The sequence below is a fragment of the Gluconobacter vitians genome (genome assembly GCF_015244565.1).
In the GTDB taxonomy this organism is placed as follows: domain Bacteria; phylum Pseudomonadota; class Alphaproteobacteria; order Acetobacterales; family Acetobacteraceae; genus Gluconobacter; species Gluconobacter vitians.
In genome coordinates this window covers 50,219-64,428 of sequence record NZ_JABCQG010000011.1, presented here as the reverse complement: position 1 = coordinate 64,428, position 14,210 = coordinate 50,219, and the positions used below count along the sequence as shown (strand labels likewise).

The following is a 14,210-nucleotide window of genomic DNA, read 5'->3' as shown; positions in this document are numbered from 1 at the left end:
CGGGAAAAGACAGTCCATGACGGCCCCATCAGTTCCGCAGACTACCTGTGTCCTGACGCTTTCCTGCCCTAACCGACCGGGCATCGTGGCGGCAATCAGCGGCAGGCTTGCGGAACTGAACGCCAACATCACTGAAGCCCAGCAGTTCGATGACCGGGACAGCACGGTCTTTTTCATGCGGATCGTCTTCGAGATCACGGATGGCCGAACCAGCATGCAGCAGCTTCGCGAGGCACTGGCTGTTCTGGGCGAGACGTTCAGCATGGACTGGGCGCTGCATGACCGAAGCGTGAAGCCGAAGGTCCTGCTGATGGTCTCGCGTTTTGATCACTGCCTGGTGGATCTGCTGTATCGCTGGCGCATCGGGGAACTACCGATCGAGCCCGTCGGGATCGTGTCGAACCATCCGCGCGAAGTCTTCGCAGATCTGGATTTCTACGGCATTCCGTTCCACCACCTTCCCGTCACGAAAGACACGAATCCCGCGCAGGAAGCGCGTATTCTGGACCTGTTTGCCGCGACCGGGGCCGAACTGGTCATTCTCGCGCGCTACATGCAGGTCTTGTCCAATGAGATGGCCGCCAGCCTGTCGGGGCATTGCATCAACATCCATCACTCCTTCCTGCCGGGCTTCAAGGGGGCGCGCCCCTATCATCAGGCCTTTGCGCGCGGCGTGAAGCTGATCGGCGCGACCGCGCATTACGTCACGCGCGATCTGGATGAAGGTCCGATCATCGAACAGGATGTGGAGCGCATTTCCCATGCCGACACGCCCGATGACCTGATCCGCAAAGGGCGCGATATCGAACGTCGGGTTCTGGCGCGTGCTGTCCGGTATCACATCGAACGCCGGACCATCATCAACGGCAACAGGACAGTCGTCTTCACGCCCTGAGACCTGCTTTTCGCCGACACGACATGAATATTTCGCACGACATCCGGAATATTCTTTCCTAGGCTCGACCCGGCATGTTCACAGCCGGCAGCAATATTCAGATGACCGTCCGTAAAGCCCTTTTTTCACTTGCCCTGTTCACCACTCTCATCACACAGGCAGCCTGTTCCGGTGACGTGGTTCTTGAGAAGCGGTTGACGCCTGCGGATACCCTGCGTGAGACCACGAACCGGACCGTCGTACCCGGCACATTCGTCATGACTGTGAAAAGCGTGAACGTCTTCAACAAGATGGTCTTCCTCAATTCGGAAGATACCTATCTGGACCGGGCCAATGTCGCCGTGCAGATCACGTCCGCCGTGGCCTATAATGCCGATATCCGTTTCGGCGGCGATTTCCGCAAGATGGTCCTGAACCGCAAGATCCTGGTGATCGGATCGGCCATGAAGGTTGGCGCTGATCTCGAACAGGGGATTGTCGTGAACAACAAGGACGATTACCGGACCTATATCTTCGTCAGCCGGGCGAGCAATATTTTCCTGAGATAGTCACGGATAATATCTGATCTTGCATCGTGCATTCATTTGCCGACAGATTATTCCATTTTATACCCCTATATCGAACTGAAGATATTTCCCGGACCTTCGATCCGGCCTATGAAGAGCATCCTTTCTTCATGCCGGAACCAGTCATGACCGCCTCTTCCGCCTCCGCTCCGGACCGCCTTCAGGCCGTGCTCAAAGCCCTCCAGCCTGTCATGGGTGAGCGGATCAGCATGGCACCGTCCGTTCGCGAAGAGCACAGCCACGGCGAGGCCATGAATGCCTCCAACCTGCCCGAGGCGGTGGTGTTTGCGGCAAGTACGCAGGATGTCGCAAGCGTCCTGCGACACTGCCATGAATGGCGCGTTCCGGTCGTGGCGTTCGGCGCTGGCACGTCGGTCGAAGGCCATGTCGTACCGCCCGAACAGGCCATCAGCCTCGATCTGTCCCGCATGACCGCCATTGTTGAACTGAACGCCGAGGATCTGGACTGCCGGGTCCAGGCCGGCATCACGCGCCAGACCCTGAATGTTGAAATCCGCGATACGGGTCTGTTCTTCCCGGTCGATCCGGGCGGGGAAGCCACGATCGGCGGCATGTGCGCCACACGCGCTTCGGGCACGGCCGCGGTGCGCTACGGCACGATGAAGGAAAATGTGCTCGGCCTGACGGTCGTTCTCGCAACCGGCGAAGTCATCCGCACTGGCGGCCGCGTCCGCAAATCGTCCACTGGCTACGATCTGACATCCCTGTTCGTTGGCTCGGAAGGCACGCTCGGGATCATCACCGAAGTCCAGCTCCGTCTGCACGGGCGCCCGGACAGTGTTTCAGCCGCGATCTGCCAGTTCGAGAACCTGCATGACGCCATCCAGACCGCCATGGAAATCATCCAGTGCGGCATCCCCATCACCCGCGTGGAACTGATGGATAGCGTGCAGATGGCCGCTTCCATTCAGTATTCCGGCCTGAACGAATATCAGCCGCTGACCACGCTGTTTTTCGAGTTCACGGGCTCACCCGCAGCCGTGCGGGAACAGGTCGAGACGACAGAAGCCATTGCATCCGGCAATAACGGGCTTGGTTTCGCCTGGGCCGAAAGTCCCGAAGACCGCACCCGCCTGTGGAAAGCGCGGCATGACGCCTACTGGGCGGCCAAGGCCATCGTTCCGGGTGCGCGCGTCATTTCCACGGACTGCATCGTCCCGATTTCCCGTCTGGGCGAACTGATCGAGGGCGTGCACCGCGATATCGAGGCATCTGGCCTGCGCGCACCCCTTCTGGGTCATGTGGGCGACGGCAATTTCCATACGCTCATCATCACGGACGACACTCCCGAAGGCCATCAGCAGGCCCTGGATCTGGACCGCAAGATCGTGGCCCGCGCCCTGTCTCTGAACGGGTCGTGCAGCGGGGAACATGGTGTCGGCATGGGCAAGCTGGAGTTTCTGGAAACCGAGCATGGGGCTGGAAGCCTCAGCGTGATGCGCGCTCTGAAGAACACGATGGATCCGCACCATATCCTCAACCCCGGCAAGCTCCTGCCGCCCGGCCCTGTTTACACGGGTTGAGCTTTCGGGGATCTTTCCCCGCCCCTTTCTTTCCAGCCCCTGCCGGATTTCAGCATCATGCCGTCACTCTCCAGCCTCTGCCCCGATATCGTCCTGATCGGCGCCGGGATCATGAGTTCCACGCTTGCCGCCCTGCTGCGCGAGCTGGATCCGTCGCTCTCGATGGTGATGTTCGAAACCCTCTCCGACTGCGGGCAGGAAAGCTCCTATGCCTGGAACAATGCCGGGACCGGGCATGCCGGCAACTGCGAACTGAACTACACCCCCCAGCGCGCGGATGGCAGCGTCGATATTTCCAAAGCGCTGGCCGTCAATACGGAATTCGATCTCTCCCGGCAGCTCTGGGCCCACTGGGTGCGTGAAGGCCGCATTGCCGATCCGGCCGCGTTCGTTCAGCCCTGCCCGCATATCAGTCTGGTCTGGGGTGCGGAGAATGTGGCGTTCCTCAAGGCCCGCTATGAGGCCATGGTCGCCCATCACTGCTTTGCCGACATGGAATATACCGATGATCAGGCGGTCATCGCGCAATGGGCCCCCCTAGCCATGGCGGGCCGTGACACGACGCAGCCCGTCGCGGCCACGCGCATCAGGGAAGGCACGGACGTCAATTTCGGGGCCCTGACCCACGCCCTGACCGCATCGCTCAGGACCGACGGCAACGTCTCCATCCACTATAACCATCGCGTCACGGATCTGACGCGCACCAAGGACGGCCGCTGGCGCGTTACGGCAACGGACACCGAAAGCGGTCACGCCACAACGGTCCTGACGCGCTTCGTGTTCATCGGTGCGGGCGGTAATGCCCTGCCGCTTCTTCAGGCATCCGGCATCCCAGAAGCAGCGTATTATGCTGGCTTCCCGGTCAGCGGGCTCTGGCTGCGCTGCACCGATCTAGCCATCACCCGCCAGCATCACGCCAAGGTTTACGGCAAGGCGCCCGTCGGCTCCCCGCCCATGTCCGTCCCGCATCTCGATACCCGCGTGATCGACGGGAAATCCTGTCTGCTGTTCGGACCCTATGCCGGGTTCTCCACGAAATTTCTCAAGAGCGGGTCATGGACGGATTATTTCCGCTCCCTCACGCCGAAAAACATCATCCCTGCCCTGATGGCCGGAAAAGACAATCTCGGCCTGCTGGACTATCTCGTAAAACAGGTCATCCAGACCAACGAGGCGCGTTTCCGGGCCCTTCTGGACTTTTATCCAAACGCGCGCCCCGAGGACTGGAGCAAGGTCGTGGCCGGGCAGCGGGTGCAGATCATCCGGCCGGACAGCGGTCTGCACGGAAAACTCCGCTTCGGTACCGAACTCGTCAAAAACGCCGATCGTTCCCTCGTCGCGGTGCTGGGCGCTTCTCCCGGCGCGTCCATTGCGGCGTCCGTAGCGCTTCAGGTCGTGCAGGGCTGTTTTCCGGAGCGCCTTGTGGAGAGCGACTGGCTGCCCCGTCTGCGGCAGGTTTTCCCTGCTTATGGCGTCGATCTGACGCAGGACGCCCAGGCCTGCACGACGCTCCGTCGTGATACGGCTCAGGTCCTGAAGATTGCCACACCGACCTGATAATCACCTTTTTGGGGCTGAATGCTCTCCAGCGGGCGTTACAGACGGCCCCTGGCCTGTTATGATGGATGCGATTTTACATTTATCTGTTTGTATTCAGGCTCAGGAATCGATTTGAGACATGACTGATGGTTCGGGCTCCGTAGTCGCTACCGCCGCACCGCAGGGTTCAAAGCGGCGGGATAATACGGCCCGCCAGAAACAGATCCTCGACGTTCTTCTCGAAACTGGCAGTGCGACGATCGAAGGTCTGGCCGAGCGTTTCGATGTCAGCCGCATGACGATCCATCGCGATGCGCATGCGCTGGTCCAGCAGGGCCTGATCGACAAGCTGCATGGCAGCATCGTTCTGCGCAACAAGGTTACGACGCAGAAAACCGTCAATTTCCGCCGCTCGCGCGCCACGGATCTCAAGGACGCCATCATCCAGCGGGCCATCTCGCTGATCCAGCCCGAACAGGTTCTGGTTCTGGATGACTCCACCACCGTCGCGGCAATGCTGCCCCTGTTGCCTACCCTCGCACCGCTGACGATCATCACGAATGCCGTTGGGGTAATTCAGGCGCTCTCGCCCTATCCCAACCTGAAGCTGATCTGCCTTGGCGGCGACTACAACCCGCCGCGCAATGCCTTCTTCGGTCTGGTCTGCGAACAGGCGGCGCAGTCGCTGCGGGCGAACATGATGTTCCTCTCGACATCCATCATCCACAACGCCACCGCGTTCCAGAACGATCAGGACGTTGTGAAGGTCAAGCGGGCCATGATGGATATCGCGGATCAGTGCGTTCTGCTGGTGGACAGCACGAAGTTCCGCAAGGGCGGTCTGCACCGTCTGGCATCACTGACGGAATTCGACCGCGTCCTGACAGACTCGCAACTCAAACCATCCATCGCCAAGGCGCTGATACAGGACGACGTGAAGCTCGAAATCTGCACCTGAATCCCGGGGTCAGGCGTTGTGTAACGCCTGCATGAACTGTTTCAGTCCGCCCTCGATCGCTTTTTCGAACAGGTTCAGGGTTTCGCTCCCGACATAGTGCTCCACACCTTCGGCATCAACGCGGGCATTTTCCTCGCTCACGCCCAGCGCGAGCAGAAATGCCTCCACGATCCGGTGCCGGTGTCGCGCCCTGTCGGCCATATCCTGACCGGCCGGTGTCAGGAAAACGCCCCGATAAGGCTTCTGCGTGACATACCCTTCTGTCGCAAGACGAGCCAGCATCTTCGCTACTGTCGGCTGTGAGACGCCCAGACGCCCGGCAATATCCACCTGCCGGGCCTCCTGCCCTTCTGACAGCAGGTCCGAAATCAGCTCCACATAGTCTTCGACCAGCACATTGCGTCGCGCCGCCCGATTGGCACGGAAGCCTTCGGAATGGGTTTCGACATCAGGCAGCGTCTCTTTGGGCGCCGCATTTTTCAGACGTCTTTTCCGGTCCATTCCCGTCCTGTGCCTCCATAGGGAAAACAATATTCGCGGCGGAATAAAACATTCCTGCATTTTCCGCCAGTCCGAATGATCACGTTTTTCCAGATCGCGTCTTTTTCAACATGCTCATCAATATAGCATATTGAATATTCACCATGGATGGGATTGGATGTTTTCCTGATGTCAGATTCCACCACTCCCAGCACTCCACCCGTGGAGTCCCGGACGTCCCCGGATATGCGGCAAAGTCTGCCCGATGCCTTCTCCAGCATTCATGTGCCGGGGGCTGATGCGTCCTGGATCAGACGCTTTCTGGCCTTTGTCGGGCCGGGCTTCATGGTGTCGGTCGGGTATATGGACCCGGGCAACTGGGCCACGGACCTGCAGGGCGGCTCGCGCTACGGCTATACGCTGCTCTGCGTCATCATGCTGTCGAACCTGATGGCGATCCTGCTTCAAGCGCTTTCCGCCCGCCTCGGGATTGCGACGGGACGTGATCTGGCACAGGCGTGCCGGGATCATTTTTCGCCGCGAGTGAACATCGTACTGTGGCTGGCCTGTGAACTGGCCATCATCGCCTGTGATCTGGCGGAAGTGATCGGCACGGCGGTCGCGCTTCAGCTTCTGTTCGGACTGCCTCTTCTGGGCGGCGCGCTGCTCTCCATTCTGGATGCGCTGATCGTCCTGCTGCTGATGAACCGGGGCTTCCGGTATCTGGAAGCCTTCGTGATCGCGCTTTTAGGCATTATCGCGCTGTGTTTCGGCATCCAGCTCGTCGCTGCAGCCCCCCCCGTGCACAGCGTTCTGGCCGGGCTCCTCCCTGATCCGAAGATCGTGACGACGCCGGGAATGCTCTATGTCGCCATCGGCATCATCGGCGCGACCGTCATGCCGCATAACCTGTATCTGCATTCCTCGATCGTACAGACCCGCGCCTATGAACGCACGCCGGCTGGCCGCCGTGATGCGATCCGCTGGACGACCTGGGACAGCACGATTGCCCTGACGCTGGCACTATTTATCAATGCGGCCATCCTGATCGTGGCGGCAGCGGCATTCCACACTTCCGGCCATCAGGACGTCGCGGAAATCCAGGATGCCTACAGGCTGCTCTCCCCGATCCTCGGGCTGGGCATGGCCTCCACGCTCTTCGCGCTGGCCCTTCTGGCGGCAGGCACGAACTCGACGATCACCGGCACGCTGGCCGGGCAGATCATCATGGAGGGCTTCCTGCACCTCCGCATCCCGCACTGGGCCAGACGGCTTCTGACCCGCGGACTGGCCATCGTGCCCGTCGCAATCGTCACGCTGATCTATGGCAACCGGGGCGTGGGCGATCTGCTGATGGCCAGCCAGGTTATCCTGTCGCTGCAACTGCCATTTGCCGTCATCCCGCTGGTCATGTTCGTCTCGGATCGCAGAACGATGGGCGAGTTTGTGATTTCCGCACCCGTCCGTGTCCTGTCATGGTTCGTGGCGGGACTGATCCTGCTGCTGAACTTCAAGCTGCTTTACGACACGCTGGCAGGCTGAGCGTCAGGTCGGGTTGGCGACCCACGGGTTGGCCCGGAAAACCGACCAACCCGTATGCTGCACAAGCCGTTCCAGCGCGCGTGTCCCCAGCAGGGAGTTACCCTTCGCATTCAGCCCCGGCGACCACACAGCAATGGACGCAACACCCGGCGCGACCGCCAGAATACCTCCGCCCACGCCGGATTTTCCAGGCAGGCCCACGCGGATGGCGAAAGCGCCTGAGCCATCATAATGGCCGCACATCATCATCAGCGCGAGGATCGTCTGGGCATTGCGCTCGGACATGACGCGTTCGCCCGTAAGCGGATTACGGCCGCCCGTCATCAGATAGGTCCCGACCTGCGCCAGCTGGTGGCAGCTCATGGTCAGCGCGCATTGATAGAAATAGAAATCCAGCGTGTCCTCGACCACGTTGCGGATATTGCCGAAGGTCCGCATGTAGTTTGCAAGCGCCATGTTGCGAAAACCGGTTGCGCGCTCCTGACGGGCGACGTCCGTGTCGATGTCGATTGAAGCAGGATCACTCACAAGCGGACGTAGGAACTCCAGCAGGCGCGTCTGGGCGTTCTCGCGGCCATAACGTGAGACCAGAATATCAGCGATAACGATGGCGCCCGCATTGATGAACGGATTGCGCGGAATGCCATGCTCGTTTTCGAGCTGGACGATGGAATTGAAGGCGCTGCCCGAAGGCTCCTGACGCACCCGGCCCCATAGTTCTTCACCCATCGTATTGAGCGCCATACTCAGGCTGAACACCTTGGAGACGCTCTGGACCGAGAATGGGACTTCCGCATCCCCGACTGTATGGGTCGCCCCGTCCATGCCGACAACTGCCATGCCAAACCGGTCCAGATCCACCCGGGCAAGCGGAGGAATGTAATTGGCGACGGCCCCACGTTCGGAGGCCGTGCGCATTTCCTCTGCAATCGAGACGATAATGGACGCAAGTGTGGTCATGGGACCTCGGTGATTGGATCGCGATGTGACTGAAAGAGCAGGAGTTTCACAGGCCCGGACGCATGCGGGCAACCCGCGGGAACGTAAAGAGGGATATGCACTGAAAGCATGGCTGAGAGAGCCGGTCTTCCTGCCATGCAGAACACGTCAGGTCACGGTGAGATCACACGGTGCCGGACCACCTTCCCGACGATCACCAGTGCGGGTGACTTCACCTGCGCCTCGGCGGCCTGTCCGGCAATCGTCTCCAGCGTTCCGGTGAAGACACGCTGACCCGGCTGTGTTCCACGCTCGACGATTGCCACCGGCCAGTCTGCGGGCAGTCCTTTGCCCATCAGCCCGGCGGCAAGCTGCGGCAGGGTCGAGATACCCATATAGATTACGACGGTCTGACGGCGGTCAGCCATATCGTCCCATGGCAGGTCCAGCACGCCATCCGCCTTCGCATGGCCGGTCACGAACAGGCAGGCCTGCGCGCAGTCACGATGCGTCAGGGGAATACCGGAGCACGCAGCGCATCCATTGGCTGCTGAAATGCCCGGCACCAGACGAAAGGCAACACCGGCCTCAACCAGCGCCTCGATTTCCTCACCGCCACGACCGAAGATGAACGGATCGCCCCCCTTGAGCCGCAGAACACGCTCGCCAGCCTGCGCGCGACGGATCATTTCACGGTTGATCTCATCCTGCGGCAGGGCATGACGGTCCCGCTGCTTGCCGACAAAGACGAGTTCAGCATCACGGCGGACCATATCCAGCAGGGCTGGCGAGAGCAGGTTGTCGTAGAGAACGGAATCAGCATTCTGCATCAGACGCAGCGCCTTGAGCGTCAGAAGGTCCGGATCACCGGGCCCCGCCCCGACAAGCCAGACTTCTCCCGTTTTGCGGGGCGCGTCCAGAAGCGCCTGCAGATACGCATCGGCCCGGCTCTCGTCACCGGATCGCGCGACTTCCGCGCCGGGGCCATCGAGAAAATCTTCCCAGATGCGCTTGCGGTCCTGAACCTCGGGATAGCGTCCTGACACCAGCGCGCGCCGCGATTGCATATAAGCAGCCAGACGACCCGTGCCTTCCGGCAGAAGTGTTTCGATCTGTTCGCGCATATGACGGGCAAGGACCGGGGCGGCCCCGCCTGTAGAAACAGCCACCCTCACCCCGCCCCGGCGCACCTGCGCGGGTGTGATAAAGCTTGAAGGCTGGGGATCATCCACTGCGCAGACGGGAATGTTCAGTTCATCGGCAATGGCTGCCACCTGCCGGTTGGTGTCCCGGCTATCCGTCGCAGCGTAAACCAGTCGGCAACCCGGCAGACAGGTCCGCAGGGTGTGCTCATCCGCCCGGCCGCCAATATGGTGAACCAGACCTGCCTCAACCCATCCCTGAACGACCGGATGCAGTTGCTCGGCCAGAACATCGATCCGCGCACCGTGATCAAGCAGAAGACGCCCTTTGTTGAGCGCAATTTCTCCTCCACCCACCAGCAGGACGCGAGCACCGGAAAGCCGGATGGAAATGGGAAACCAGCCTGTCTCCGGAGAAGAGTCCGGGCTGGAAGGCGAGCGCGGTGCAGTCATCGAGGTGTGGATGTCCGGATGAGAGGGGCCTGGCAGAGTGCAGAACTGCATTCAGCGGCAGTCAGGCCTGAACGTCAAATCCGGACCGCCCCACTCCCATCAGAGTCAGGACGCGCCCTTTGAACGGGCGCGTCCCGGCAGGGGCTGTTACCAGCCGCCCTGACGTCCCGGACCGCCATTCATGCCCTGCCCGTTCATGCCTCCACCGTTCATGCCAGGACCACCCATATTCTGACCGCCATAACCCCGGTCGTCGTGGCGATGATGATGGTGTCCGCCGTCACGGCGTCCATCATAAGGGCCGTCACAGGCTGCAAGCGACAGGGAAAGGCCGGCTCCGAGAACCAGGGCAACAATCTTCTTCATGAACAGCTCCACCGAAAATATTTCAGGCTCTAAGATGCAGGGCCAAATATGGTGTTCTCAAGGAGAGAACGTAACAGAGGATGACAGCACAGAATTTTGCAAAGAAATTCCAACAGAAAGGCTGATGGAAATGCTAGGATTATGAATGAACAGGGATCCCGTTGACTGGCGCTTGTGGATCAAACTTCTTTTTACGGAACATGTCTCATGCCCGCGTTGATAGTCAAAATGCTGAAATCCCTTCAGAACGGGCCCGGATTTCTTGTTCTGCTCGTGCTTCTGGCCGTTGCCGTCTTTGTGGGATATGAAGTCCTGTATGCGCTTGTCGGATAAATCTCCCGCAACGGCCGTAACGCGCACCGTCACAGACAGGACCCACTGCATGACAAAAGGCGATCTTGAAAAGCGCCTCGATTTTCTCCGGGAAGCCTCCCGCCTCAAGGATATTCTCAGACGGACCTATACCCATGGTGGCCAGACCGAGAGTACGGCCGAGCATACCTGGGCGCTCTGCCTACTGGTCATGACTTTCGCCGACCAGCTTGAAGGCATCGACCTTCTGAAACTGCTGAAAATCTGCATCCTCCACGATCTGGGCGAAGCCATCCATGGCGACGTCCCCGCCATTTCGCTTCAGGCTTCGGCCAATAAGGCGGCGCAGGAACGCGAAGACTTGCTGACGATCATGGCTCCCCTGCCCGATGATCTGCAGGCGGAATTCCTGGCGATGTGGGACGAATACGAGAATGCGGCGTCTCCCGAAGCCCGTCTCGCCAAGGCTTTCGACAAGATCGAGACGATCAGCCAGCATAATGCCGGCCTCAACCCGGATGATTTCGACCATACGTTCAATCTGACCTATGGCCGCAAATATACAGACGCCACGGAACTGACCCGTCGCATCCGCGAAATTCTGGACGAGGAAACCCGCCGAAATATGATGCGCAGCCGGAACATAGTGACCAGCTAGAGGCGCCTTTAGTCTCGACAGACGGAAGAAAATCCGCCAGAAACAGCTGTAAATGGCCTTTCCTTGCCACGATATCCTTACAGGTTCGTGACATTCTGCACTTGCTGCGGACGACCGGGCCCGCACGCAATGCAGGAAGACGCAAAAGAGCGCATGTCAGATCATGACCTGAAAATTCAAGTCGTCCCCACTCTGACACGTCCCATGCTGCATCCGGCTCTCAGCCTCCTCTGGAGTCTTGGCAGCCTGTTTCCTGCTGCGTCCGCACTTGCACAGACCACACCCGGTGCTACCACCGCACCAGCCGCCACGCAGCACAATGCGACAACTGTCACCACGTCCACGACATCAGTAAACGGCGGCGAAAAGATCGTCGTCAAAGCCCACAAGCCGGCCGGAGCCGTGCTGGGTGACGCCAAGCCGATCATGCAGATCCAGGCTGACGAAATCCGCTCTTACGGCGTCGATACCGCCGCCGATCTCCTGACGGCCATTGCCCCGGAAACACGCTCGGGACGCGGCGCGACGGGAAATACGCCGGTCGTGCTTCTGAACGGCAAGCGCATCTCGGGGATGCAGGAAGTCAACGATCTGCCGTTCGAGGCCGTCGCCCGCGTCGAGATCTTTACCGAGGAAGAAGCCCTGCGTTACGGCTATCCTGCTGATGAGCGCGTGGTGAACATCATTACCGTCAAGCACTTCCGCGCCGTCCGGATGCGGGCCTATGGCAGCACATCCACGGATGGTGGCGGCGATGACGGTGTTCTTGGCGCCAGTTTCACAAAGCTCTCCGGGGATCGTCGGATCAATCTGAGTGCCCGCTATGAAGCACAGGCCCGTCTGCTCGACAGTGACCGCGGCGTGACCCCGCCTTCCGCCAGCAGTCTCTATTCCAATGCGGGCAACATCGCATCCGCCGACGGAGGAAGTCTTGATCCGGCGTTGGATACACTTGTGGGGCAAAGCGTGACTTCGGCCGGCGTTCCCGTACTCGCAGCAGGACAGATCCCGACCCTTCAGGATTTCACAGCCTACGCCAATGCGCCGCATGTCAGTTCGAATGCGTCAGATTACAGCCTTCAACCCAGAACGCATGAACTGCGTCTGAACGGCGTCTATGCGGACCAGATCTTCAAAACGGTCGCGGCCTCCTTCAACGCCAGCTACACCCACAGCAATTCCGAAAGCCTTCAGGGCCCGGCACGGGGCATCCTTACACTTCCTTCCACCAGCCTGTATTCGCCCTTCTCGCAGGACACATTGCTGTACCGGGATTATACGAATGTCTCCGCACTCCAGCAGACATCCCATACAGATGCGGTTCATGCCGGGGTAAATTTCAACGGCGATGTCGGAAACTGGAAATGGAACAGCACCGGAAGTTTCGACCGCTCCACCACAACAACCAACAGCCAGACCGGACTTGACCTGACAGATGCCCAGACGGCGCTGACCAAGGGCATGACGACCTTCGATCCGTTCTCGGCCGTAGACCGGAGCTGGCTGAACAACCGTCTGGTCAATCACGGACACACCGCCGGCACGACCGGCAAGATCACGGGGCTGCTATCGGGTTCGGTTTTTTCCCTGCCTGCCGGTGATGTCTCGACCAGCATCGCCCCGACCGGCACCATTACCGAGCAGAATGCGACGTCGCTCAGCCAGGGCAAACTGCAGCGGAGCCATATCAGCCGCGATGTCGGTACGCTGCAGATCAACGGCGATATTCCCATTGCCAATGCGCGCAAACACGTCCTGTCGTTTCTGGGCAAGCTCGATGCAAACATCAACGGCGCCGTCAGTCAGGTGTCGCATTTCGGAACGCTGGGAACAATTGGCGGCGGCGTGACATGGGAGCCCGTGTCATGGGTCCAGTTCCCGTTCTCCGTCACCGACCGCACCGAGGCACCCGCAGCCACGGATCTGATCGCCCCGCAGATCGAGACGCCCAATGTCACGACCTATGATTACGTCACCGGACGCTCGGTGCAGGTGACGACCATCTCGGGCGGCAACAGGAACATTCGGGCAGCGGACCGGCACGAAATCAGCATCGGGACGATCATTTCCCCGGATTTTCTCGAAGGTGCACGGCTGCATGTCAATTATGTGCGGGACCGCAACCACAATCCGGTCATAAGCTTGCCAACCGCGACTGCCGCGATTGAGGAAGCCTTCCCCGACCGCTATCAGCGCAATTCGGACGGGATTCTGGATGTTGTTGATATCCGGCCGGTCAATGCGCTCATGGAAAAGCGTAATGAGTGGAACGCGACGTTCTCTTTTTCGCGCCCACTGGGAAAAAAGCCTTCCGGCAGGGGCGGAAAACATGGCACTGGTGGACGGTACTATATTGTCCTGACGCAGGTCTGGCGCCTGAAAGACACCGTGCAACTGCGTGCTGGTCTGCCGCCAATTGATCTGCTGAACGGCGGCACTATTGGTGGAACGGGCGGCCAACCGCGGCACGAAGTCGAGCTTCAGGGCGGCGTCTTCAAGAACGGGTTCGGCTTCCGCCTGGTCACCAAATGGCAGTCCGGAACGTCCACCCTGGCCAGTACGCACGCCAACAGCCTGTTTTTCAGTGATCTTGCGACCGTGGATATGACGGGCTTTGCCGATCTGGGGGAAATTCCACGCTGGCGGAACCGCCCCTGGGCGAAGAACTTTCGCGTCATGGTCTCGGTCAGTAATCTCTTTAACAGCCGTATCCGCGCCCGCAATGGCTCTGGTATTACTCCGGCCGGCTACGAACCAGCCTTTCTGGACCCGCTCGGGCGGACCATCTCGCTTTCGATCCGCAAATCGGTCTGAGA

13 protein-coding genes are annotated in these 14,210 nt (G+C 60.0%); 9 read left to right on the top strand and 4 right to left on the bottom strand.

The features are described from left to right. Positions 1-16: 16 nt before the first annotated feature. The 5 genes from purU to HKD24_RS09695 all read left to right on the top strand — a co-directional run bounded on the left by purU (position 17) and on the right by HKD24_RS09695 (position 5,502). Complete coding sequence (gene purU, locus HKD24_RS09715; protein ID WP_194260121.1) at positions 17-895, top strand: formyltetrahydrofolate deformylase; 879 nt, start codon at positions 17-19, stop codon at positions 893-895. Positions 896-996: 101 nt separating this feature from the next. Next, positions 997-1,443, top strand: a complete 447-nt coding sequence (locus HKD24_RS09710; RefSeq protein ID WP_194260120.1) for a hypothetical protein — start codon at positions 997-999, stop codon at positions 1,441-1,443. A 143-nt stretch (positions 1,444-1,586) separates the two neighbouring features. Then, the gene (locus tag HKD24_RS09705) at positions 1,587-3,005 is read left to right on the top strand and encodes an FAD-binding oxidoreductase (RefSeq protein WP_194260119.1); all 1,419 of its coding nucleotides are present in this window, start codon (positions 1,587-1,589) and stop codon (positions 3,003-3,005) included. 57 nt (positions 3,006-3,062) lie between these two features. Beyond that, the gene (gene mqo / locus HKD24_RS09700) at positions 3,063-4,562 is read left to right on the top strand and encodes a malate dehydrogenase (quinone) (protein WP_194260118.1); all 1,500 of its coding nucleotides are present in this window, start codon (positions 3,063-3,065) and stop codon (positions 4,560-4,562) included. A 121-nt stretch (positions 4,563-4,683) separates the two neighbouring features. Continuing rightward, positions 4,684-5,502 carry a DeoR/GlpR family DNA-binding transcription regulator gene (locus HKD24_RS09695; RefSeq protein WP_194260117.1) on the top strand — a complete coding sequence of 273 codons (819 nt, stop codon included), beginning with the start codon at positions 4,684-4,686 and terminating at the stop codon, positions 5,500-5,502. Positions 5,503-5,511: 9 nt separating this feature from the next. On the opposite strand, the gene mntR is transcribed toward HKD24_RS09695, so the two are convergent. After that, the gene (mntR, locus tag HKD24_RS09690) at positions 5,512-6,003 is read right to left on the bottom strand and encodes a manganese-binding transcriptional regulator MntR (protein ID WP_194260116.1); all 492 of its coding nucleotides are present in this window, start codon (positions 6,001-6,003) and stop codon (positions 5,512-5,514) included. A 225-nt stretch (positions 6,004-6,228) separates the two neighbouring features. Between mntR and HKD24_RS09685 the strand changes: the two genes are divergently transcribed. Continuing rightward, positions 6,229-7,524, top strand: a complete 1,296-nt coding sequence (locus tag HKD24_RS09685) for an Nramp family divalent metal transporter (protein WP_228124310.1) — start codon at positions 6,229-6,231, stop codon at positions 7,522-7,524. 3 nt (positions 7,525-7,527) lie between these two features. Here the strand turns inward: HKD24_RS09685 and HKD24_RS09680 are convergent, their stop codons facing one another. The 3 genes from HKD24_RS09680 to HKD24_RS09670 all read right to left on the bottom strand — a co-directional run bounded on the left by HKD24_RS09680 (position 7,528) and on the right by HKD24_RS09670 (position 10,424). Further along, positions 7,528-8,484 (bottom strand): glutaminase, encoded by a 957-nt coding sequence (locus tag HKD24_RS09680; RefSeq protein WP_194260114.1) that lies wholly within the window; start codon positions 8,482-8,484, stop codon positions 7,528-7,530. Positions 8,485-8,636: 152 nt separating this feature from the next. Then, a complete protein-coding gene (cysG, locus tag HKD24_RS09675) occupies positions 8,637-10,058 on the bottom strand; it encodes a siroheme synthase CysG (RefSeq protein WP_194260113.1) in 1,422 nt (473 codons plus the stop codon). Positions 10,059-10,205: 147 nt separating this feature from the next. Beyond that, complete coding sequence (locus HKD24_RS09670) at positions 10,206-10,424, bottom strand: hypothetical protein (protein WP_194260112.1); 219 nt, start codon at positions 10,422-10,424, stop codon at positions 10,206-10,208. 207 nt (positions 10,425-10,631) lie between these two features. On the opposite strand from HKD24_RS09670, the gene HKD24_RS15465 reads away from it, so the two are divergent. From HKD24_RS15465 to HKD24_RS09660, 3 genes are all read left to right on the top strand, one after another. After that, on the top strand, positions 10,632-10,757 hold the full coding sequence (locus tag HKD24_RS15465; RefSeq protein WP_264787796.1) for a hypothetical protein: 126 nt from the start codon (positions 10,632-10,634) through the stop codon (positions 10,755-10,757). Between the two features lie 49 nt (positions 10,758-10,806). Next, on the top strand, positions 10,807-11,394 hold the full coding sequence (locus tag HKD24_RS09665; protein ID WP_194260111.1) for an HD domain-containing protein: 588 nt from the start codon (positions 10,807-10,809) through the stop codon (positions 11,392-11,394). 153 nt (positions 11,395-11,547) lie between these two features. After that, positions 11,548-14,208, top strand: coding sequence for a hypothetical protein (locus tag HKD24_RS09660; protein ID WP_194260110.1), 2,661 nt, complete (start codon positions 11,548-11,550; stop codon positions 14,206-14,208). Positions 14,209-14,210 lie beyond the last annotated feature (2 nt).